We start from the raw sequence: 24,053 nt of genomic DNA, 5'->3' as shown, positions 1-24,053 counted from the left end.
AATCATGAAAAGAAGAAACCTATTACATACAGGCATTGCAGCCGTACTACTATTGTCGACAGGTGCATGCGAGGACTTCAAATTCGGGAATGCTTTTCTTGACAAGCCGTTCACCACAGACATTACGATCGATACGGTATATGCACATAAAGTTTATGCCGAGCAGGCACTAGCCGAAGTATACCGTTCGCTACCCGACTATCTGCCCTCCGGCGGAAGATTATGCTGGGGTATACTGGAAGGCATGACTGACTTGGGAGATGCAATCAAGCCCAATGGAATACGCTCTTACTATACGGGAAATGTCAGTTCATCAACCGGCGATATGCCTTATATACTTTATGAAGGAACTTCAAGTCCTTCTTTCGGTATGTCTCCTATGACGGGAATCCGAAAAGCTTATATCTTTCTGGAAAATGTAGACCGGGTACCGGATATGACAGAACGCGAGAAGAGTATCCGAAAAGCGGAAGCAAAGATGATTATAGCTTTCCATTATTCCCAGATGTTACGCCACTTCGGAGGAATGCCTTGGATTGACCACTCCTATCTTCCCGAAGATGACATGACAACCACGCGTATGACTGTGGAGGAAACCGTACAAAAGATAATCGGATTATTGGATGAAGTAGCAAGAATACTTCCGTGGAAAGTAAATGCAGCCGACGAAGGCAGAATGACAGCCGCCGGAGCGTTAGCTTTGAAATCACGCGTCCTGCTATTTGCCGCCAGTCCTTTATTCAACAATGAAAAGCCTTTTATGGCTGGAGAAGCTGCCGACAAACAGTATGTATGGTATGGGAATTATGCGGAATCCCGCTGGCAGGACGCATTGGATGCCGGACTGGAAATGCTTCGGGCAAACCGGGAGAACAATAACTTCTACCAACTGGTAAACACCGGAAAACCGAGGGAAGACTTTGTTTCTGCCTACTTTGACCGTTATAACGGCGAAGTGCTTATCTCCTCGCACCGTTGGACCAACTACACCATAGGCACTAATTCTTTCGGAGAATTGCTTTATGGTATGGGTGGAGCCAGTGCCAACTATGCCGATATGTTTGAAATGGCAGACGGAACCCCGTTTGACTGGAACAATCCAGTACACAAAGCACATCCTTTCTTCGATGCACAAGGAAATCCGGTACGTGATATTCGCATGTACGAAACTCTCTATGTAAACGGCGATCAGTTCCGGGGACGTGAACTCCGTATTGCCAAAGGAGAAAGTGAAGGATGCGATGACATCTCCCCCGTACTGTTCCGTCTAACCTACAACGGATATGGTATGCGCAAGTTCCAACGCGACAGAGCCGATGAAGTGAATGGAAAGTTCTATTCCTGCCCATTGATCCGCCTGCCTGAAATCTATCTGAATATTGCCGAAGCAATGAATGAACTGGGAAAAGCAACCACGAAAGATGAATTCGGAAATGATGCATACGATTATATCAACATGGTCCGTAACCGAGTCAATATGCCGGATCTGACAACAGCCAAGGCTGCTCCCGGAAGAGAACTGCGTGAAGCTATCCTGCACGAACGTGCCATCGAATTCGGCTATGAAGAGGTACGTTATTTCGACCTGACACGCTGGAAACGCGATGATTTATTCAAGACTCCTATCGAACGTCTTTTTATCACGAAAGACAGTCAGGGAGTTTTCACCTACACCAAAGACAGAAAAGTGTATAACGAAAGAGGTTGGATAAAGAACTGGAGCGACCGTTACTTCTTGATTCCTATTCCTTTGGAGGAAATCAACAAGAAATACGGACTGGTACAGAATCCCGGATGGTAATAAACAATAAAAAGATAAATTTAAATCGAAAACGTATGAAACGTAAATATATAGTAATCAGTATGGCTTTACTATCTGCTGTGTCTACCTGGGCACAGGAGATAACAGGGACAGTGACAGATGCCTTAGGTTCACCTGTTGCAGGTGCTAAGGTACATCTGGTCAACACTCCGAACGTCTCTGCCATCACTGACCGGAATGGAGTATTTGTATTGAATGGAGAAGAAGGTGACTGGATGGTAGTTTCCTATGCCGATGCCATTGGCAAGCGAATCAGGGCTACCGGAAAATCTATTCAGATAAAACTAGATCCACAGGACAGAATAGTCAATATGGGAATGGCAAACCGTACCGCAGACCGGCAAACGCAAGCTATATCTATTGTCACTGCAGAAGAACTCGAAAAAAACGCAACTCCCAATTCTTTTAACGCTCTCTATGGATTGGTTCCCGGACTGGAAGTAATGCAACGTACCGGCTGGACCCAGAACCCCACGACTTTGCTACGCGGCAGCGATAATCCCTTGATTGTGGTAGACGGTTTTCCACGTCCCATCGAATGTCTCAACACGGTAGAAATAGAATCGGTGACCGTACTCAAAGACGGACCGGCTACTGCTCTTTGGGGAGCCCGCGGAGCTAATGGGGTGATTCTCGTAACTACAAAGCGAGGACAATATAACACCAAAATGCAGGTGAACGTCAACTATAAATACGGGATGGACTTCCCCATCAACCAACCGGAATTTGCCAATGGCTATGAATATGCAGCAGCCTTGAATGAAGCCTTGTACTATGACGGACTGGAAATGCAATATACCCGCAACGAACTGGACGCTTTCAAAAACGGCAGCAACCGGGATTTGTATGCTAACTCTGACTGGCTTGGCGAAGGATTGAGAAAACATACCGTCAACAACCAGCTCGACATCAACTTCCGTGGAGGAGGAAAAAACTTACGTTACTACACGATGCTAAGTTATAAGAACGACTACGGAATATTGAACGACAAGTATGCCAAATACTCCGACCGTTATTCTGCACAGATGAGAAAATACGAACTGGACCTGCGAATGAATATTGATATTGACATCACTCCTTCCACACTTGCACAACTGACCATGCTGGGTTCATTGCGGGAACGAAAACGTCCGGCAACTTATGAGGGCAATCTCTTCCAAGGAGTGTTCAATACTCCTTCCGGTGCTTTCCCGGTGAAAACCTCTAATGGAATTTGGGGCAGCAACTCTGTATTAAAAGACAATCCGCTTGCCCGTATTGCAGACATCGGTTATTTCAAAGAAAATCCCAGAATGTTGCAGGCGGACATGAGAATCCGGCAGGATTTGTCATCGCTGACTCCGGGACTTAGTGCTGAAGTAGCTGTTGCGTACGATAATAATGCAGTATTTAAAGAACAGGGAAGCAAAAACTTTCAGTATGCAGTCAACACACCGATAGTCAATGTTGTCACCGGGGAAAAAGAAGCCATGTCTGAAGTGTATGGAGACAACAGTGCACTGACTGTCAGTTGCTGGGGAATGACCGAGCAATATATCAACGCTAGTCTGGAAGCTCAAGTCAAGTATGACCGCATGTTCGGAAAGCATGGAGTAAGCGCCACCGCTCTGTATCGGCAGGAGTCGGAAAGGGCATTGGGAGCCAATAATGCGTACAAACGTATGTATATCACAGGCATGGCAGGATATAATTACAACAATACATACCTGCTGGATGTGGTGTTCAACCAATACGGTACTAGCGTATTGCCCGAAGGCGACAAGTTCCGCAGTTATCCGGCAGTATCGGCAGCCTGGGTGTTATCCAACGAATCATTCATGAAAAAAATGACTGCTGTAAATCTTTTGAAGATTCGTGCTTCTTACGGACGTGCCGGATGGGATCAGATTCCCTACGGACTTACTCAACAATACTATATCTGGGGCGGACAGTACTACTTTGGCGATGCCAATAACGTGGCCAGCGGTAACAAAGAAGATAAACTGGCTATGAACAACCTGACTCTCGAAGTTTCCGACAAATACAATGTAGGAATAGATATGCGTCTCTTTAACAAATTAAGTGTCACATTAGACGCCTTCCTCGACAAAAGAAGCAATATACTGATTGGAGCAAACAACCTGATTTCTTCTGCCATCGGTATCAGTGTACCCCAACAAAATGCCGGTAAAGAAGAAAAGAAAGGACTGGAAGTAAGTATGGAATGGAAAGATTATAGCCGCAAAGACTTTCATTATTATGTAGGAGCCAATCTGACATATATCAAAACCAAAGTCGTAGAAAACGGAGAAGGTTATAAGCCTTGGAGTTACTTGTCAGGCAAAGGACTAGCTATCGGACAAATATTTGGTCTGGAAGCAATCGGTTATTTCCGCGATGAGGCAGATATCGCAAACAGTCCGAAGCAACAATTTTCGGAAGTACGCCCGGGGGATGTGAAATATAAAGATATGAACAACGATGGTATTATCGACGATAATGACAAGCATGCCATCGGATATTCAAGTAGTATTCCCGAGATTTATTGTGGTATCCGCCTTGGATTTGAGTATAAAGGTTTCGGAGTAGACGCTTTGTTCCAAGGAGCGACACGTTTCAGCAAAATGCTGAATACAAGTAGTGTGTATTGGCCATTACGCAATAATACCAACATATCCAATTGGTATCTGCACGATAAGATCCGCTGGACGGAAGAAACAAAAGATATAGCCAATGTACCCCGTTTGTCAACGCTGAACAATGCCAATAACTTCCAAAACAGTACACAATGGCTGGTAAATGGTGAATACCTGAAACTGCGTAACCTGAATGTATATTACGACCTGCCGAAAAACTGGATATCGAAAATTAAGCTGGAACAATGCCGCATCTTCGCCAGTGCGAACAATGTTTTTTCGCTCGATCATGTCAAATACATGAACTGCGAAGATTTCAGCGTCAACTACCCGGATATGTTCTCTGTTTACTTCGGAGCCAGTATTAAATTCTAATATCGAAAGCATTATGAAACTAACTAAATATATCACAACAGCCTGCATAGCAGCTCTCTTCACCGGATGCGATTATCTGGATTTCGATGAAACCACCGGAATGACAAAAGAAGAAATGTACTCCTATTTCGGCAACGTAACAAGCCTGTCTACTTTTGTTTACTCTCAATTACCACAAGACTTCGGTGCAATAGGAGATGCGCTTAGGGATGCCGCAACAGACAACGCTGTATATACATGGAATCAAAGCAGCGTATATAATGTATATAATGGAACTTGGAGCCCGCTCAAAACGGTAGATGATGTATGGAGCAACTACTACACCGCTATCCGTGAAGCCAATTCATTCCTGGAGAACTATTCGCTCGAGGTACTGGAACGTTTCAAATGGAATGTGGATTACGAGATTGATGTGGAAAAAGCTAAAATGCGCGTACATGAAGTACGCGCCCTCCGTGCTTTCTTCTATTTGGAACTAGCCAAACGTTATGGTGATATCCCCCTGTTGACACGCACTTATCAAATAGATGAGATTAATTCCGTAGAAAAGACTCCGTTTGACAAAGTGATTGATTTCATTGTCGATGAATGTGACAAGGCAGCACCGGAATTGCCTGTCAGCTACAAAGATTTCTATAATGAGACCGGACGGGCTACACGAGGAATGGCCATGTCCGTCAAGGCACGCGCTTTATTGTACGCGGCCAGCAAACTACACAATCCTTCTCACGACACTGACAAATGGAAGAAAGCTGCCAAAGCATCTTATGACATTATTAAAACGGGATGGTACACTTTACCCAATATTGATGTGGATCCTTTGTATGACGTGAATGGAGGAAACGTAGTTCTCAACTCGTCCCAACTGATTTTTGAACGCCGTAACAATGACGACAATGCTTTCGAATCAAGAAACCTTCCAATCGGTTTCGAGAACGGAAACAGTGGCAACACTCCAACACAAAATCTGGTCGATGCTTACGAAATGGCGGACGGCACTCCGTTCAGCTGGGAAAATACCAAACATGCATCCAAACCATACTCCGGACGCGATCCGCGTTTCTACAAAGCTATCCTTTACAATGAAGCTTCCTTCATGGGTACCAAAATAGAAACATTCGAAGGTGGCAGAAATGCATCACCCATTACAGGAGCCACACTGACCGGATATTATCTACGCAAATATATGAATGAAACAGTTTCGCTGTCTCCAACCAATCCGATCAAGAAGCCTCATCACTTCATCCTGTTCAGATATGCAGAGACATTGCTGAACTATGCAGAAGCCATGAACGAACTTGGCGGACCGGACTACACCTCCGATGCCGATGAGCTGCCGATGTCAGCACGCACAGCCCTGAATATGGTTCGTAGTGCGGCCAATATGCCTAATATTACGGACAATGGAGATGACTTCACCACTCGTCTGCGCAACGAACGCCGCATAGAACTTGCTTTTGAGGATCATCGTTTTTGGGACATCCGCCGCTGGATGATCGGAGATGTAGTGAAAGATATCTATGGAGTAAAAATCACTAAAAAAGGATCAAAATACAGTTATACTCCGGTGAAGATACAGACACGCGTCTGGGAGGAAAAGATGAACCTTTATCCTATCGCTCAATCGGAGATTTATAAAAATGGCAACTTAACACAAAACGACGGCTGGGAGTAATGACTACTCCCGCTGTCTCCCCCTTATATTTTAATATTTAAAAGGAAAAGCTATGAAACAAGTAATAAGCATTTTATTGTTATGGATTGGAGTATTATCCTGCCAGTCGGAAGACATCAATATCTATACACTACATGCCAAAGACGAATCAAAGGCAATAGACGGCTGGAAATTGATCTGGTCGGAAGAGTTTAATCAGGAAGGTCCCCAATTTGATGCAGACAAATGGATTTTTGAGCCGAAAGGTAATTCTCCGTGGAACAAATATTTAACGGGAAGTACAGAACAGGCTTATGTACAAAACGGAAGGCTCATTCTACGTGCAGAAAAAAAAGACGGTCAGTACATGACCGGAGGTATAAGCACACGTGGAAAAGCGGGGTTCAAGTATGGAAAGCTGGAGATATGCGCCAAGTTCAACAGTTTCCAAGGAGGTTGGCCGGCTATTTGGTTACTACCGGTACAACGTCAGTATCCCAATCCTCCGGGAGCAAATGAGTATGGAGGAGAAATCGATATTATGGAACAAGTCAGCCTTGAAAAAGTAGCCTGGCATACAGTACATAGTCACTATACGCTGGATTTGGGTCTGGACAAAAACCCGCCACGTGCCGGAGGCGGGGCTTATAAGGAAAACGAATTCAACCTTTATACTCTCGAATGGACTCCGGAAGAGCTGACATTCCTGATTAACGGTGAGGAAACATTCAGTTATCCGAATATGCATCTGGAAAATGAAGCGGAAATGAAGCAATGGCCGTTTGATGTTCCTTACTATCTGATTTTAAACTATGCTCTTGGTGGTGAAGGCACATGGCCGGGGGAAATTGATGACTCCGGGTTGCCGGGACAAATGGAAATCGAATATATCCGTTATTATCAACAGGAAGAAGAAAACAAACCGGATGACGGAGATGATGAGGAAGAAGAGGATCCGTCTGCAAACTTGGTTGAAAACGGAGACTTTGAACAGGATTTTGCAGCGGACAAGAAACCGGGTATATGGGCGGCCTGGCAAACACAAGGCAGCAACACGTTGAATTATCTGAATATGTGGTTTGCAAAAACCGGAGACGCTTTGGTGGTAGACGGTAGTACAGGAGCAAATGGTAGTAGTAGTTCTCTTAAATATGCTGCCAGTGTAGCAAACAGTTGGGACGTAGACTTGTCATATCCTATGCAAGGAGTGGAAGCCGGCAAATATAAGTTTAGTTTCTACGTAAAAACGAATCAGGATGATACGCCTTTCGTCACCAGCATCACACTATGCGAAAATGATGAAGATATAGCCAAAGAGGCCAAATACCAGAAAGCAATCGTTCTTCAAAACGGTAAACAAGAGATAAAGATCGGCGAAAACGATATTTGGGGCACACAAATCAACCGGACAGGAAAAGAATGGAAACAATACTCCATGATCGTGAATATCCCGAATAACAAACTGGTGAAATTCGTATTCAAGCCTTGTGCGGGAGATAATAACAGTTTGAATGGTTACGACTGTAAGAAAGCGGACAATGTAGTTTATTGGTTCGACAAAGTAACCCTCGAACCGACCGACGAAGCCGGACCGGGAGAAGGCGAAGAACCTGCCACCGAATTAGTAAAAAACGGAAGTTTCGAGAAAGACTTTGCAGCAGATAAACAACCGGGAATATATGCAGCCTGGCAGACTCAAGGTAATAATACCCTGAATTTTCTAGATATGTGGTTTGCAAAACCGGACGTCACCAATCCGTCACTTTCCATAGATACCAGCACAGGAGCTAATGGTAGCAATCGTTCTTTGAAATATATCGCTGAAAAAGTTGATAACACCTGGGGAGTAGATTTGTCATATCCATTGCAAGGAGTAAATCCCGGTAAATATGAACTAAGCTTCTATGCTAAAACCAATCAGACGGAATCTCCGTTTATCACCAGTATCACTCTTTGCGAAAATAATGAAGATATTGCCAAAGAAGCCAAGTTCCAAAAGGCAATTGTATTGCAAAACGGAGTGCAGACGATCGAGTCAGGTGTAAACGATATTTGGGGAACAGTTATCAATCAGGCAAGAAAAGAATGGAAAAAGTATGCTGTAACTGTGGATATTCCTACCAATGTACTAGTCAAATTTGTGTTCAAACTATGTGCAGGCGCCAATAACCAACTGACCGGTTACAATGCTACGGCAACAGACAATGTTATTTATTGGTTCGATGATGTTTCTCTGAAACTGGTTACGGAATAAATAATCGCATATCACATTTGTCTTGAACAAAAAAGGAACAGTTCCACCAATAGTGGTCTGTTCCTTTTCATACATTATAGTATGAAAGTATTGTACTTAAATCGAAGAAAGTATCTTCGGTAAACTACCCAAATAATAAAAAGGAAGATTTATCAATCGGAAACTCTTTCCGGCAACCGTCTTCACATCATCAATAGAATATGGACCACTCCAAATACGGACAGCTAAATCACCGCCAGACAAATCCATGAAAGAATGTAACGAACGGAGATGCGCGTTCTTTCCGCATTTCACCTCGATCGGAATAATTTGTGTTCCCTTTTGCCATACAAAATCTGTTTCGGCATTGGAGCCTTGTTTGTCACGTACCCAAAAATGCAAGTCGGAAATATACTGTTCATCAAGTAATACCTGCAATTGTTGTGCTACAATATGTTCGGCGATAGCTCCTTGCCACGTATCCATCAACGTACGGTCATGCAGAACTTCAGTTTGGATATTTGCAGCAAAATTAACTAGTCCTGTATCCAGCCACATCAATTTAGGAGCACGTTTTAGAGCAGGCAGCGCCGGTGCGTGCATAGCTGTAATAGGATAAACTAAATGTAGTATAAAAGCTTTTTCCAAAATATTGAAAGCTTCACGCACTTCCTTTGAGTTATAGGTTGACTCTCCAAAATTTCCCAGTTTAATAGTCTGTCCTGCCTTGTTCCAGCCCGTCCGCAATATATGCCGGATGACATGCGTCTGCAACTGGGTCGGTGCATACTTTTCAACATCCTCGTTATAGCCTTTCAATAAAGAATTATAAATAGACTTCAAACGCACCAAGTCTCCATTCTCCGCATAATCGGCTACTACTTCGGGCATACCACCAATCAATGTATATCTATGAAAACGAGACATTGCCTCTTCATGCAACGCAGATGGCAAACTTATTTCATCTATAGCAGTACGATAATGCCCCTCGCCCATAGCAGTCAGATATTCTCCGAAAGTACAAGGGGAAAGTTGCATATATTCTACTCTACCCACCGGAAAAGAGATACGTTCTTTCAACAATGACTGTAAACGTGAACCGGCAGCGATAACATACAAATCAGGCATATCTTCATAAAAATACCGCAACAATGCTACCGCCTTAGGCACATTCTGTATCTCATCTATAAATAGCAACGTCCGCCCCTCACGCAGAAGAATATTCTTTTGAAAACAAGCTATCTTCATTATTTCCTGTACTTTATCCGTACTCTGAAACAGGCGCGCATCTTCTTCACGCTCCAGATTCAAATGAAGATAATTCTCAAAGTTCCGGGCAAACTCATTAACTAACGTCGTTTTTCCTACCTGACGCGCACCACGCAACACCAAGGGTTTACGCCCTGTACGTTCGGCCCACTTTTGCAACTGATTATAAATATCTCTTTCAAACATAAAAATCATTGTTAATCAGCTACAAATATACCATTTTATTCTAAGAGCATAGGCAATTTAACGAAATAACCGCCTAAAAACATAGGCAAAATGAAGAAAATATAAGCAAAAAACATAGGCAAAGTAACCCATGATTTCTGCAATTACTACTTAAAGATAATCATAATCTTTTCATCAACACCTTTATCAGGTATTCTCACACTACAGACACCTGTTTCTTTATCCCAACTCCACACCACAGATTCCGTGTCATTCTCCAGATTTTCTTCCAAACGTTCCGGTTTAGTTTTCTTTATCTTCTTTCCTTTGACAGTTACCTCTTTCGGGGCTTTCGCAGAATAAATACGGAACAACAGATTTCTCGGACCGGGGACAGTGTATCCTTTTCCTTCACGGGCAGAGACAGTCAATTCATATCCATTTGCCAGAGTGCTGCAAATAATCGGTGTTTTGACAAATTCATCACGCTGATACCCTAAGTTTTCTCCTTCATCTTCGTAAAGAGTAAAGGCTGCCTGTGCATCTTCCTGTGCGGGGAAGATTTCAAAAGTAAGTGGATATACCGGTTTCTCATGGGTGTAGTTCATTACCGGCATGGTAGGGATGATGGAACCTTGCTTCACAAATATAGGAACAGAGGACAAGGGAGCGTCAACGGTAGTCCATTGCTCTCCGGTGTAGACCGTCTGCTTGTTGTTGTAGTCTATCCATGTACCTTCGGGAAGGTACACGTTCTTTGTGCGGGCACCTTTCTTCACCACAGGAGCTACCAACAATTCACGACCGAACATGAATTGGGCATCCGTAGAAAATGTTTCCATATCCATTGGATATTCCAGAAACAGAGGTCGCATGATAGGCAATCCTGTATCATACGCTTCGCGGGCGTAAGTGTAGATATACGGCAACAAACGATATTTCAGTTCGATAGCCGCTTTCGCGTTCTTTTCCGCTTCCGGTCCGAAAAGCCACGGTTCCACCGGATTATCTCCCTCATGATGAATACGGCTCAAAGGATTGAATGCACCAAATTGAATCCAACGGGTATAGAGTTCCGCCATAGCCGGATAATCCTCAATATCTCCACAGTAACCGGTGATATCACAGGAAGAAAACGGGATTAATCCCAATCCGGCGGAAAGCATTACAGGAATCTGATTGGCTAATTGTCCCCACCCTTGCAGTACGTCGTCTCCGTTTCCGCTATCACCCGTCCAGCCAAACGTATAACGTTGCAATCCAGCATAAGCAGCACGAGTCATTTGGAAAACACGACGGTTCGGATTCCTCTTTTCAAATTGCTCTTTTACCACTTTGTCCCAAGTCAGGCCATAGACATTATGGATTTCATCGTGCATACCGAGATGGTGCTTCATCACCAGGCGTTCCGTCTGCTCCTCGTTACTCCAGGCAGGTTCGCCCATGTCTGTCCAGAAGCCGGAGACACCATCGTCAATAGGTTTCTGCTGATAAGTTCCCCACCAGTCGGCTACGGCAGGCAGGGTAAAGTCCACCACTCCGCAGTTCCCACCCCACGGCCAGGGCATATCGTAGCTTTTACCGTTCGTATTGTCCTTTACAAAATAGCCCAGGCGGTCTGCTTCTTCCCATTGTTTTTTGTTGGCTTGTGCAATTACCGGGTCTTGAGATACAACTACCTTAAAACCCATCTCTTTCAAATCCGAAAGCATCTTCCTAGGGTTTTCATAGTTTCCTTTGCGCCACTCGAAATCCTGCAAGTATTCTGTCCAGCCGATATCCTGATAGATAATATCACAAGGGATTCCCCGTTTCCGGTAGCCTTCGGCTATTTCACGACTTAGCTTTTCACTTGTCAACAGACCGCGGCATTGAGCAAAACCCAACGCCCATTTCGGCGGCATGATAGGTTTTCCGGTCAGTCCGACGTATTGGCTGATGATTTCTTTATAGTCTTTACCGAAGATAAAGTAATATACCATTTCCCCGTTCGGCGCTTCAAAGCTGTAATAATCACGGCTTTCCGTTCCGAATTTGAATTCTGTCTTATAGGTGTTATCAAGGAAAATACCATACCGGTAATTGCTCATAAAGAAAGGAATACTCTTGTAAAGAGGATCTTCTACCACACTATAACAAGGTTTGTCACTATTCCACATCTTATAAGACTCGCCACGACGGTCCATCTTTCCCGCTTTCTCACCAAGTCCGAAGAAGTGCTCGTCACGACGAAGCACTTTATATTCCACCTTCTTCGTTCCTTCACTGACATGGCCTTTATCGGCATAATCACTAAACAGGAGTTTCTGATATTTATCGAATATCTGAAGACTCATCGGAGATTTATTCACCCGGATACGCAACTTCGGAGTAAATATCTCGTAACAGGCCGCCTGTTCATCCACATGAATAGTTCCTACCTCTTCCAGTTCTTCATTAATCACTGCAAACGAAGCATTTCTTCGTTGCAATTGCCCGTCGGGTGAGAACCAGATTTTCACGACGGAAGAGCTGCAAAGTTGCAATTGTAAGGCGGCACTGTCCGCCAGGTGAAAAGTCACCTGACGTCCCTGCTGTGTAAAAGAAGTGCATGTACGTGTCTCATTTTCCGCCCAAACCCATGTTGGAAATACCAGGCACAACACCCATACCCATAATCTATATCTAATCATCATACCTATCATTTTAGTTATTCTGTAGCAGCCGCTTTATTCAACCACAATCATTGTCCAATATTTCAGGGAAGGCAATGTAAATGAGACAACCCCGTTCTCCTGTGTAAAGGTCAATTCCTGCAAAGCCCCTCCGTGTGCATCCGGCGACGCTACCCACAGCTTATTCACCTTTGCCGACAGATTCATCTGCAAAGCCGCTTTTGTAATCAGAGCCGGTTCCGGCATCGTACCGTCCACATCTCTCCAACTAAGGCTGTTCGCTTGCGAGAAATTAAGAAGATGTATCACTTGCTTGCCACCTACCTGCTTGGCATAAGTAGTAACTGATCCCTGTTGAGGAGGCCAACTATTCAATCTCATTTCGCCATTGGTACAATTCATGGAAACACTATTCTCCGTACCACCGTCACGAAGCAGATTTTGATAAGAAGTCAGGAAATCATAATAACGAACCATCGCTGTTTTCAGTTCTTCGCTCATTGTCAGGTTCTCATTCGGAAAGTACTCTTTGCACAACATGTGATCGCCTCCCAACTCCAGGTGCGAACCACCCAAAGCAAACATGACAGCATCCGTCAATAAGACACCCGGCGTATTAAATTCTCCCCGATTATCCGCTTTATTATAATTCATATAAGCTGCAAAAACCGTATTCAACTGATAATTACCATAGACTCCATTTTCATAAAGAATGGCTTTCAGATTGGTAAAATCAGCCTCATCCGCCCACACTTCATTATAGAAGAAATCAACTTTACCTGTCTCTCCTATCTGACGGGCACCGTAACGGCTGACCGCATTCATCACCAAACTCTTGTCCGGATGAGCCTGCTTCGTCGCTTCAATAAAAGAAGCATATCCCTCACGCAGATTGACCGGAATACCGTTGTAATTGTAAAGCGTGCTGCGTCGTCCCAACTGGTCTATCTGATAGCCGTCGAAGGCAAAGTTCACATATACATCATCATTCCTCTCGTTCAAATATTTCTGCCATTCCTTATTAGAAGGATCTACCAGATAAATATTACTTTTCCATCCGCCCGGCAGATCATGACTGTCTTTAGTAGTGTGAGAAGCATCCTTAAACAAATACCATTCCTCCTTCACCCCGTCCGTAGCGGCATCCTTCAACGCCCCGAAACAAAGATTGTAAAACATAGACTTCATACCGAAACGATGCTGCGCTTCAATGTAATTTTTCACCGAACTTGTATAAACCTCCCGGTTAGCGATGTCCATATACACTTCGTCCAACTGTGTGCGTGTACCGCCCAACGGCCAGTGATGCTTATTATGCCAGTCCTGAAACTGTACCCAATTGATGTGATGACGATTCAGATACGCCATCTCTTCCTGTGTCTTTTCAGCCGTCTTCTCCCGACTGAAATCAGCGACAAAACCATAACGCGGAAAACGTGCCGGATCACTGGATACATCTACCGCAATCGTACCGACAATCACATCTGTACCATTCTCCTGACGGTACAGTTCCGCCATATATCCTTTGAAATCAGTAGTAGGCGGTTGCCATGTCCAACTGGTACCATTTACCGACTCTTCTCCGACAACCTCCCCTAAAAGACGATAACGAACTTTAATTCCGGCAGGCAACGCGTCATCTGCTGTAAATACCACTTTCTCCCCCGGTTTATAGAAAGCCTTATCCGTAGATAGGTCCACACTTAAATCCGATGTTACCGGAGTCACTTCGGTGACACTGCCCGAAGCTCCTCCATTCTCCTGGTTCGACCCATGATCGTCACTGCAAGCCATACACAGGAAAGCAGCCACCAAATATATTATTTTCTTCATCTTGAATTCTTGTTTTATTGTTTCACAATCGAAATCGTCTCTTTCAACTGGTCAATCGTAATCCGATAAGAACCGGCTTCCTGAATATTCCATTTATAATCCAAACTACCCAAATCTGCATCCGGATACATACTGCTCAACTCCGCATCCGACTTAGCAACAAACAATGCCGTTTCTACTTCTCCCGTCGGAGCCTTGTTGCTCTTATCCGCCATAAACCAATCCCCGTTCCAGTCTGACTGTTTATCGCAGGATATCTTCATCTCACCTGTTTTCAGTGTGCCGCTCCAGGTAAAGATGTAAGGACTGTCGGCACTCTTCGTCATCGGAGTAGCATTGCCTAAATCCCATCCGTTTGGAGTTGCCTCACCCACCAGATACAGCCCTTCGTAAGGAGTGAACGGACGCATCAGCATCTTTTCTTTTCCTTTGCCTGTATAGAACCATACTTTATAAGGCTTGCCACATTCGGCTTCCTTCATCTGCCATTTATTATCGTCACCTCCAAGCACTACGGATGTCGAAGTGTACGGAGCATTAGCCATGGTAGGATGGAAGAAAGCATCCGCCTGACCGAAATCTGTCACAGAAGCGAATTTAAATTCTCCGTCTGCCTTCCAGGGAATCACAGCTCCATAATGGAACAGATCCATCTGAACAGCATCTTTAGACAGTGCTTCAAATCCCCAACCATTGTTACCCGTAAACGAACCGACAATGAAAAACTCCTCATATCTCCAGCCAATATCTTCCGTTTCGGTAAGTGTCAATGTCAGGTCGAGCAGGTTTGCTTTTACGATATAAGTTGCTTCTTTACTGATTGTGAACTGTTCGTCCGGTTGGTCACCCGATGTACGGTAGGTCAGTTTGAATCCTTCTTCGGCAGTAGCATCACGGTTGTACGACGGCAGGAATTCTCCTAAGGTCGTTATAAATTTAAACGATCCGGTATTCAGCTTTCCTGTCCATGTAAATTGTCCGTTATCCGTACGTTCCATTGCCGTTGCGTTATCGGCGCTCCATCCGTTCGGAGCAGCATCACCAATCAGGTAAAGCGTGGTAGTAACCGGCTGGTAGGTAGTCACTGTAAAGGCAGCCGTCGCAATCTGCTTCTGATCTTCCATTCCGGCAACGACGGCTGTGATACGTGCTTCCAACTCCGCTTTCACGGCATAGCCGATACCGAACTGCGTATGCAGAAATTGGTTGAGTTCTTCCACTTTCTTAGTCCATTGGTACGTTCCCGTACCCAAATCTACCGAATAAGGATTCGCAAAGTCCGTTCCGGCTTTCGCCAGTTCCAGCGTATAAGAGATACGGTTACCGCTTCCATAATTCGTTCCGGTAGTCCATGAAAGCGCCAGCGCCTCCTGACTATGGTTCTTTTCGTTCAACACCAACTCCTGCTGATTCACCGAAAGGGTGAGGGTATCATGTCCTTTATCTGTCTCCATATAATCCTCGGCACAGGCAACCATCGTTCCACCGATGAAAAGAGAGCATAACAATTGATATATATATTTCTTCATCATATTATTTGTCTAAATGAATGATTATAAAACGGATTAATAACCGGGATTTTGAGTCATCAGGTGATTGGAGTCCATCTCCGTCTGCGGAATAGGCAACAAGAGACGTTCTTTGGTCACATTATTCTTACCGATAGATTTCAGGAATGTCAATGCATAATTTCCATTATCAACCCGGATCATATCGAACCAGCGATGTCCCTCAAAAGCAAGTTCCATCCGACGTTCGTGAATAATCTTTTCTCTCATTTCGGTCTGCGTCAGAGTAGTCGGCAGCTCTGTCAGTCCGGCACGCTTACGAACGATATTCAATGGTTCGGCAGCCTGATCAGGATGTCCCTGCTCATTCAAAGCTTCCGCTTTCTTCAGTAAGACATCCGCATAACGGTATACTACAAAGTTGTTGGGGTTGGTATTATACTCCGAAGAGACGTCTTTCGACACAAGGAACTTACGTACGTTATAACCCGTATTGGACCAGGAACGTTTGTATTCCATACCATCAAAAGCAGGACAACCCTGATACAACACAGTGATATCTTTCCGCAAATCACCGTCTTCGTATTGCTTGACAAACTCTTCCGTAGGCAAGTTCCATCCATAAGCACCGGCTACCATACCCGAATTACGTGGTCCCATGAAAGTAGACAACCAGGACGCTTGATTATCGCCGCCCCAAAAGTCATATTCCGTACTACCGGAGTATTGCACTTCGAAGAGAGATTCCGCACCATTATTGATCGTCGCATTAAAGTTATCGGCATAATTGCATTGAGTCAGATCATATCCCATTGCAGCAATGTTATTGCACAAGGTCACTACTTCATTATAATAGTCACGATGATTGGGAGCCAGTGTCAGGTAAATATCCGCCAGCATCGCCATTGCAGCCTCTTTGCAGGCACGTCCCCTGTCAGCATCTCCATAACTGCTTTTCGGAGGAAGCATATTCACTGCATTTTTGCAGTCGGAAAGAATTTGAGCATATACCTCATCTACCGTATTACGGGCAATATCCGCAGATTCTCCCGGTTCAAACGGCTCCAAGCGCAAAGGCACCCCTCCGTACAAACGAACCAGAATATAATAATAATGTGCACGCAGGAAATAAGCCTCACCCATGCAACGGGTCTTTATCTCATCGGAGATAGATGCTGAAGGCAGATTGGAAAGCACGATGTTGCAACGTCCGATCCCAACCCACGGAGAACGCCATACATACAAGGCAAAGCCGTTGTCGCTCTGGGCTATGAAATTGGAAGCCTGAACAGTCTCCAAACCGTCAGTACCTCCTCCGGCTCCTACTTCACTGTTGCCTGCGATGATGTCGAGGCTCCAAATACGCTGGTTATACATATTAGATGACTGAAGAGTCTTGTAGCAGGCAGTAGTCAGTGCCACAGCAATCTCATTCGTCACTTCCGATTCGGGATCGACGCCATATTTGGGATATTTATCCAAGAAATCGTTGCACGATGTCAATGCCAGCACGGCAGACATAAATACCAAAGTTATTATCTTTTTCATATTCTTTCTCCTGATTTAAAAGTTAAAGTTCAAGCCCATACTGAAAGTACGTGAAATCGGGTAACGGCTGCTGTCGATGCCATTAATATCCACTTCCGGGTCGAAGCCGGAATATCCGGTGATAGTTGCCACATTCTCGCAAGAGAAAGAGATGCGGGCATTTTCCAGTTGAATCTTTTGCATCCACTTTTTAGGCAGTGTATACGAAAGCGTGATGTTCTTCAGACGGAGATAGGAACCGTTTTCCACAAACCTGTCGGATACACGGCAGTTCTGGTTCGGGTCTCCCCAAATGGCGCGGGGCATAGAGTTGCTGGTACCTTCACCCGTCCAGCGGTTCAATACGGCTGTGGTTTGGTTGTAAGCGGCTGCCATTCCTTCGTTGTCAACATTGTTGGCGTTATAAATCTTGTTTCCCGATACGCCTTGCAGGAAAACGGAGAGTTCCCATCCCTTATAAGAGAAATTATTGCTTAAAGAGAAGAACCAGTTCGGATTCGGGTTGCCGATAACGGTACGGTCTTCATCGTTGATGACTCCATCGTTATTCAAATCCCGGAAACGGATATCCCCCGGAGCTGCTCCCGGTTGGGTGGCGTGGCGGTTTACTTCCTCCCAGTTTTGGAAAAGTCCGTCGGTCACGTATCCGTAGAATACATTGATCGGATAACCGGCTCTAAGCATAGTCACGTATGAGTTACCCATCTGATTGATAAACATCGGGGTTTCGCTGTTCAGATCCAGAATTTCATTCTTGTTATAGGTGGCCGTTAAAGCAGATTCCCAAGAAAAAAGACCTTTCAGGTTGATGGTGCGCAGGGTCATTTCCACTCCTTTGTTGCGCATCTTGCCGGCATTGGTAAAGGTTTCAGTAGTATCTTCAAAACCGGAGGTGATAGGGATGGAAGCTTTCACCAACATGTCTGCCGTCTTTTTGATGTAGGCATCCAGCGAAAGGTTGACACGTGAATTGAACAGACTCATATCCACACCGAAGTTGGTTTGGCGTACCTCTTCCCAATGAATATTCGGATTGGAAAGGGTGGTAGATACCAAAGCGGTGGAGTTGTTGTTGCCGAAAGGATAAACTCCCGTATTATAGGAAGCCACAAAGCCGTAGTTACCGATTTCCTGATTACCGGTCACACCGTATCCGATACGCAGTTTGAGGTCATTCACCGGAGAGTTGTCTTTCGGGAACCATTCTTCCTGCGAAATACGCCATGCCAGAGAAACGGAAGGGAATGTTCCCCAACGGTTGTTCTTACCGAAGCGGGAGGAACCGTCACGGCGCACAGTGGCTGTAAGCAGGTATTTATCTTCGTAAGAATAGTTGAGACGTGCCATCAGAGAGAGCAGTGCCCAATCGCTCTGGCTGCCACCGATGCTGTACATCTTCTCGCCGTTGTCCATTTCATGGATATTATCAAACATGAAGATATTCTTTTGAGCATTCAGGTAATCGTAGTTGTTCCACTGGGCGGAAGAACCTGCCATCACACCTACACGATGTTTTTGGGCGAAAGTATGGTCGAATACAAAATAATTATCCCACAGGTAGGTAAATGATTTGTTGTCACTCTTATAGCGGGAAGATTCTTCTACCGGATTCGGTTTCCAGTCGTAAGCCGGAGTAAAGTTGTCGACAAACCAGAATTTGGCGTCATAACCGAAGGTGCTTTTCAACTTCAACCATTTGGTAAAGGCAATCTCTCCGGTGATGTTTGCCAGAAAGTTATATCCTTTCGTCTCGTTCGTCATCATGTACAACGTACCGATCGGATTGCGGACACTTCCATACCATTGCGCTTCCTGTCCGGGACCGCTCCAGCTACCGTCTTCATTCTTCACCGGCTGGGTGGGGAGTGCTTTCATCGCATCTCCGATGCTGTAAGTTCCTCCTTCTTTCACGTCCGTACTGAATGTCAGGTTAGTAGTGAACTTCAACCATTTATTGACCTGGGCATCACTATTTGCCTGAAAGTTGAAACGACGGTAATTAACGCTTTCCACGATACCGGACTGATCGAGGAAACCGCCGGATACATAGTAATGTGCCTTTTCCGTACCACCGGAATAGCTAACCGAATAGCTTTGTTTCACTCCCGTACGTAACATCTCATCCAGCCAGTTCGTTCCTGTTCCCAATAAAGAAGGGTCTGCCCAATAAGGGTTTGTATTATCATCATTATTAGACAGCATATCATTGCTCAAGGCGGCATATTGCGCAGCATTCAGCATATCGGGCACTTTAGTAGCGTTCTGAATAGCCCAGTTTGCGTTTACCGTTACTTTTCCGGCACCTTCGGCACCACGTTTGCTGGTAATCATCACCACACCATTTGCACCACGGGAACCATAGATAGCTGTTGCCGAAGCATCTTTCAATACGTCTACCCGTTCCACATCAGCCATATTCAAGGAAGACAATCCCAAGTCGGTAGGAATTCCGTCAATGACAATCAGCGGGTTACTGTTATTGATCGTACCCAAACCACGGATTTTAATGGTGACATTATCACCCGGCTTACCGGCATCGATAATCTGCACACCGGATACTTTTCCCTGCATTGCCTGACCGATATTAGCTACCGGAGAGTCTTTGATGTCCTTCACTCCGACAGAAGATACGGCACCAGTCAAATCGCTCTTTTTCATCGTTCCGTAACCTACTACAACAACCTCGTCCAATACTTCCGTATCTTCCTGCAAGGTTACTTTCAACGAGTTTTTCCCGTTCACCGGAACAGTCTGCGTTTTATAGCCGACAAAAGAGATAGTCAGCGTGCTGTTAGCCGGAACGCTTAATGAGAAATTACCGTCTACATCGGTTATCGTACCATTCGTTGTACGTCCTTCCACCACACTGGCACCGATCACCGGTTCACCTGTGGCATCTACTACATGTCCTTTTATTGAAATCTGTTGTGCGAATGCACTAAGAGATAGGAACAAGCCCCACATTATTAATAAGAGGCGGCGTTCAAAGCCTTTCGACTTCATACTCTGTTTCATGTACATTAATTTAAAGTTAATATTAGGGTTACTTTTGTTTTCGTTCTCTGTGTCATTGCTGAAATGACCGTGAAACAAAAGTATCCACATTTCATACTGCTTCTTAAAGCAGATAGCAAAAATATAGTGATTTATACAGTATCTCACAGCATAAACCACTAAATATAAGAACGTTATAAAATAGAAGTCAGACTAAAAAAGTAGTAATTTTCTTATTCTTCCACCTTCCCTATTTGCATTACTTTAGTCTCAAATTCATCTCTTTCTCCCAAAGCTTTGTTACGGACACGGGTCCGGTAATTATAAATGGTAGTCACGGAATAACGGAGGAATTGCGCTATCTTGGTACTGTCCGTAATCCCCAGCCGGATAAGGGCAAAGATACGGAGTTCGGTGTTCAACAGTTCTCCCGGTTTGGGTTGCATGGGTTCTGTGAGCAGCGCATTAAATTCCTCCACAAAATTGGGGAAGAGTTGCAGGAAAGTCATGTCGAAGTTTGCATAAAACTCTTTCAGTTCTTCGTCAAGGAATTGAGAAGATTTAATGGCTTTATATAGTTCTTCCACTCTTCCGGCAGCAGCAATTTTATTTAGGGAACGACGGTATAAATCCATCTTGTCGAGATAAGTGGAGCATTGGTCCATATATCGGCCGATATATTCCTCCTTGATATAATTGGCTTCCGAAAGCGTATGGTTCATCTCTTTCAGTTGCGAGTTGGAGTCGTGAAGTTCTTCGTTCAGTTCTTGCAACAACGTATTGGTATCGACCACTTCGCGACGTGCGGCAGCAACCTTTTTCATCTGCTTGTAAACGAAGAAAATGGCAACCAACAAAAATACGGAAAGCAAACTGATACAAATCAATGATACTTTCATCTCCTGCTGCTGCCGTTTGGTTTTCAATTGGTAAGCCTGGTCAATGATAGGAAAGACTTGCGAGATTTCTAACGTACGAAGGCGGGCATTGCAAAGAGTGGCATCCTCTAAGGAGCATTTCAGGTAATTGTAGGCACGGTCAATATCCCCTTCATCGTAGACAAGGGAAGCGAGTTTGCGCAAAGATACATATTCCTTTACTGCCGATTTTAGGTCGGCAATAGCCGAAAGGGCCAGGTAATGTTTTTGCCCCTGCTTGTCGCCTTTCAACCGGTAACCCTCGGAGAGAGTATAAGTAAGCATTGCTTTTGAATGGTCATCCAAAGAAGGTTTGTTGTAATATTCCATCAGCATACGGATGGCTTCATCGTATTGAGCATGTACGATACACTTATCCGCCATCACCAATACGTGCCCCAAAGAGTCGGAAGCGTTGACCTGCAGAAGAGAGTCACGATACAGATCCGTCATTCGATAATACTCTTTCTTGACTTTCTCCGTAACGGCATAATCTCCCATCAATCCGTAAATAGTGCGATACAGATGATAATAGTAACCATAGAGATAATCGGGCAACGTTTTCTTATCAATCTGCCCCAATAGTTCCAACGCTTCTTTATACATTCCGGTAGTTCCCATCACTTCCGCCATATTCATGGCAGCATCATCCAGGTAATCCAGTTTATCCATGCGATGCGCCAGTTCCTCTTTCCGTTGAGCATAGACAAAAGACGAATCCAGATTATAAGCCCGGTATTCATCGAAAAGACGTCCGCAAAAACCATATCGTTGTTCATCGGAAGTAGCCTCCGCCAACAATTTCTTCAGGTCAGCGATACGCGCCTCCTTTTCCGCTCCATAAGTCTGACGATTTTTAATGATACCATCAATCTCACGAAGTAACGCATCGGTACTCTTATTATCTTTTGCATAAAGCAGACCGGAAAGGACGATTGTCACAAAAATCAGAATCACTTTTTTCATAGTGCCGTATGTATTATAGTTGCAAAGATAAAAGTCTTTCAGAAACTTCCGGCTTTCAGGAGAAAATTATTGCAGACGGAAAACCAATGTTTATTAAAACAGGAAGCATTACAAATTTATTATGAACATAATTATTATATTTATAATAATGTCATCGTTGGAACAACCATCAATATACAGATAAATTCAAAAGTATGTATTCACAGCAAATTCAAACTGTTCTATAAATATTTTCTTAAATGGATATATATTATTTTGTTCATAGAAAACTAACATAGCTTTCTTATAGTCGATAGAATCAACTGAACGAAATGATAAAGGACAATAACCGTTGGCTATAAGTATTGCATTACTTGTTATACGGGCAGTACGTTTATTACCATCAGCAAATGGCTGAATATAAGATAACAGAACTAAAGCTAGGAAAGCTTTATCAAAGATACTCTCCTTATTATTGATTAATTGACAAGTGTCTTCCATAGCTTCTCTTATTTGATATTCATTATCAAGTGGACGATAATTCGTACCCGTAATACCAACACGCCGAGAACGAATATGACGCTCAACTCCCAGTTCTTTAATAAGGATACTATGAATGTCTTCAATCTTTCTTATTGATAAATACTGAAGATAATCAGGATTATCTAAAATAAAATCAAGAGCTTCCTTGTGATTTAGTAGCATAATGGCTTCTTCTTTAGTTTTACCTTTTGCTTCTTCTTTTTCCAGCAAAAGTCTTTCCGTTTCAAGAAGATTATATGTGTTCCCTTCAATTTGAGAAGACTTCCAACTAAGATCCACACCTAACCTTTCCATTTCTTTCCGGTACTCTCCGTCTGTCATTTCTAATACATTTCTTCTAAACGTTTCTTGAAGAGCCGTTAAATGTTTCCGTTCATCCATCGTGAAAGGGTCAACATTAGGCAATATATCAGGAATAAGGCTGAAATTGAAAGCTTGTTGAATTTCACGCTCATCAACTTCTTTCCGAAAGTATGATTCTAAGTCGAAATAACTTGTAACAAACGTTTGTGGTGTTAGTTTATAACAGGTGGCAGGTCCTTGCCCTATGACTTCAATACTTCCAGCGGAAATCATGGCAGCTAATAAACGCTTGAATGTGGCGACACTTACTTTAGTATTCACTCCCTCCATTAATTCTGACCTAGAAGATAGAGGATGAAAACGAAGATATTGTTGAATTTCTTCTTCCATTGCTATTTAATTGATTATATCGGCTCAAAAATACATAATATTATTAATATATCGGCTCAAAATGAGCCAATAATTACAGTGTATAGGACTCTTTTGAGCCGATATGAAAATCTTCAGCTACCTGTTAGTAGTCTCATATTGTTTCTGCATTGCTTTGATCTATTCTTCAGAATTCTTATTTATCACAGCAATTTTATCCTGTAATTCTTTATTCTGGATTTCAGATAATCTCATCTGTTCAGTATGGATCTTCTGACTGTCCTCTGTGGTGAAATAGTTCATTTA

General features: G+C 43.9%; 12 protein-coding genes. 4 read left to right on the top strand and 8 right to left on the bottom strand.

Going from position 1 to position 24,053, the window contains the following annotated elements; translation table 11 throughout:
• Positions 1 to 4: 4 nt before the first annotated feature.
• Genes DWZ47_RS05035 through DWZ47_RS05020 form a run of 4 tightly spaced genes read left to right on the top strand, consistent with a single transcriptional unit; the run spans position 5 to position 8,720 of the window.
• Entirely contained in the window at positions 5 to 1,801 is a 1,797-nt protein-coding gene (locus DWZ47_RS05035; RefSeq protein WP_004324083.1) for a RagB/SusD family nutrient uptake outer membrane protein, read from the top strand.
• Between the two features lie 35 nt (positions 1,802 to 1,836).
• A complete protein-coding gene (locus DWZ47_RS05030) occupies positions 1,837 to 4,812 on the top strand; it encodes a SusC/RagA family TonB-linked outer membrane protein (RefSeq protein WP_117512440.1) in 2,976 nt (991 codons plus the stop codon).
• Between the two features lie 13 nt (positions 4,813 to 4,825).
• Positions 4,826 to 6,487 (top strand): RagB/SusD family nutrient uptake outer membrane protein, encoded by a 1,662-nt coding sequence (locus tag DWZ47_RS05025; RefSeq protein WP_117512439.1) that lies wholly within the window; start codon positions 4,826 to 4,828, stop codon positions 6,485 to 6,487.
• A gap of 52 nt (positions 6,488 to 6,539) precedes the next feature.
• A complete protein-coding gene (locus DWZ47_RS05020; protein WP_117512438.1) occupies positions 6,540 to 8,720 on the top strand; it encodes a glycoside hydrolase family 16 protein in 2,181 nt (726 codons plus the stop codon).
• Between the two features lie 96 nt (positions 8,721 to 8,816).
• Here the strand turns inward: DWZ47_RS05020 and DWZ47_RS05015 are convergent, their stop codons facing one another.
• From DWZ47_RS05015 to DWZ47_RS04975, 8 genes are all read right to left on the bottom strand, one after another.
• Positions 8,817 to 10,154 carry an ATP-binding protein gene (locus DWZ47_RS05015; RefSeq protein ID WP_117512491.1) on the bottom strand — a complete coding sequence of 446 codons (1,338 nt, stop codon included), beginning with the start codon at positions 10,152 to 10,154 and terminating at the stop codon, positions 8,817 to 8,819.
• Positions 10,155 to 10,300: 146 nt separating this feature from the next.
• On the bottom strand, positions 10,301 to 12,805 hold the full coding sequence (locus DWZ47_RS05010) for a glycoside hydrolase family 31 protein (protein WP_117512490.1): 2,505 nt from the start codon (positions 12,803 to 12,805) through the stop codon (positions 10,301 to 10,303).
• Between the two features lie 36 nt (positions 12,806 to 12,841).
• On the bottom strand, positions 12,842 to 14,620 hold the full coding sequence (locus DWZ47_RS05005) for a glycoside hydrolase family 66 protein (RefSeq protein WP_117512437.1): 1,779 nt from the start codon (positions 14,618 to 14,620) through the stop codon (positions 12,842 to 12,844).
• A gap of 14 nt (positions 14,621 to 14,634) precedes the next feature.
• On the bottom strand, positions 14,635 to 16,149 hold the full coding sequence (locus DWZ47_RS05000) for a SusF/SusE family outer membrane protein (RefSeq protein ID WP_008775306.1): 1,515 nt from the start codon (positions 16,147 to 16,149) through the stop codon (positions 14,635 to 14,637).
• Between the two features lie 36 nt (positions 16,150 to 16,185).
• Positions 16,186 to 17,649, bottom strand: coding sequence for a RagB/SusD family nutrient uptake outer membrane protein (locus DWZ47_RS04995; protein ID WP_008775307.1), 1,464 nt, complete (start codon positions 17,647 to 17,649; stop codon positions 16,186 to 16,188).
• A 42-nt stretch (positions 17,650 to 17,691) separates the two neighbouring features.
• Entirely contained in the window at positions 17,692 to 20,691 is a 3,000-nt protein-coding gene (locus DWZ47_RS04990; RefSeq protein ID WP_117512489.1) for a SusC/RagA family TonB-linked outer membrane protein, read from the bottom strand.
• Between the two features lie 212 nt (positions 20,692 to 20,903).
• Positions 20,904 to 22,553 (bottom strand): DUF6377 domain-containing protein, encoded by a 1,650-nt coding sequence (locus DWZ47_RS04985; RefSeq protein WP_004298604.1) that lies wholly within the window; start codon positions 22,551 to 22,553, stop codon positions 20,904 to 20,906.
• Positions 22,554 to 22,739: 186 nt separating this feature from the next.
• Positions 22,740 to 23,768 (bottom strand): Fic family protein, encoded by a 1,029-nt coding sequence (locus tag DWZ47_RS04975; protein ID WP_004317407.1) that lies wholly within the window; start codon positions 23,766 to 23,768, stop codon positions 22,740 to 22,742.
• Between the last annotated feature and the right edge of the window lie 285 nt (positions 23,769 to 24,053).

The organism is Bacteroides sp. AF32-8BH (assembly GCF_003435205.1).
Lineage (GTDB): Bacteria > Bacteroidota > Bacteroidia > Bacteroidales > Bacteroidaceae > Bacteroides > Bacteroides ovatus.
This window is presented reverse-complemented; position numbering and strand designations above follow the sequence as displayed.

Excerpts from the sequence above, each read along its gene's own strand:
- DWZ47_RS05035 (WP_004324083.1), top strand. The coding sequence starts at position 5 with ATGAAAAGAAGAAACCTATTACATACAGGCATTGCAGCCGTACTACTA.
- DWZ47_RS05030 (WP_117512440.1), top strand. The coding sequence starts at position 1,837 with ATGAAACGTAAATATATAGTAATCAGTATGGCTTTACTATCTGCTGTG.
- DWZ47_RS05025 (WP_117512439.1), top strand. The coding sequence starts at position 4,826 with ATGAAACTAACTAAATATATCACAACAGCCTGCATAGCAGCTCTCTTC.
- DWZ47_RS05020 (WP_117512438.1), top strand. The coding sequence starts at position 6,540 with ATGAAACAAGTAATAAGCATTTTATTGTTATGGATTGGAGTATTATCC.
- DWZ47_RS05015 (WP_117512491.1), bottom strand. The coding sequence starts at position 10,154 with ATGTTTGAAAGAGATATTTATAATCAGTTGCAAAAGTGGGCCGAACGT.
- DWZ47_RS05010 (WP_117512490.1), bottom strand. The coding sequence starts at position 12,805 with ATGATTAGATATAGATTATGGGTATGGGTGTTGTGCCTGGTATTTCCA.
- DWZ47_RS05005 (WP_117512437.1), bottom strand. The coding sequence starts at position 14,620 with ATGAAGAAAATAATATATTTGGTGGCTGCTTTCCTGTGTATGGCTTGC.
- DWZ47_RS05000 (WP_008775306.1), bottom strand. The coding sequence starts at position 16,149 with ATGAAGAAATATATATATCAATTGTTATGCTCTCTTTTCATCGGTGGA.
- DWZ47_RS04995 (WP_008775307.1), bottom strand. The coding sequence starts at position 17,649 with ATGTCTGCCGTGCTGGCATTGACATCGTGCAACGATTTCTTGGATAAA.
- DWZ47_RS04990 (WP_117512489.1), bottom strand. The coding sequence starts at position 20,691 with ATGAAACAGAGTATGAAGTCGAAAGGCTTTGAACGCCGCCTCTTATTA.
- DWZ47_RS04985 (WP_004298604.1), bottom strand. The coding sequence starts at position 22,553 with ATGAAAAAAGTGATTCTGATTTTTGTGACAATCGTCCTTTCCGGTCTG.
- DWZ47_RS04975 (WP_004317407.1), bottom strand. The coding sequence starts at position 23,768 with ATGGAAGAAGAAATTCAACAATATCTTCGTTTTCATCCTCTATCTTCT.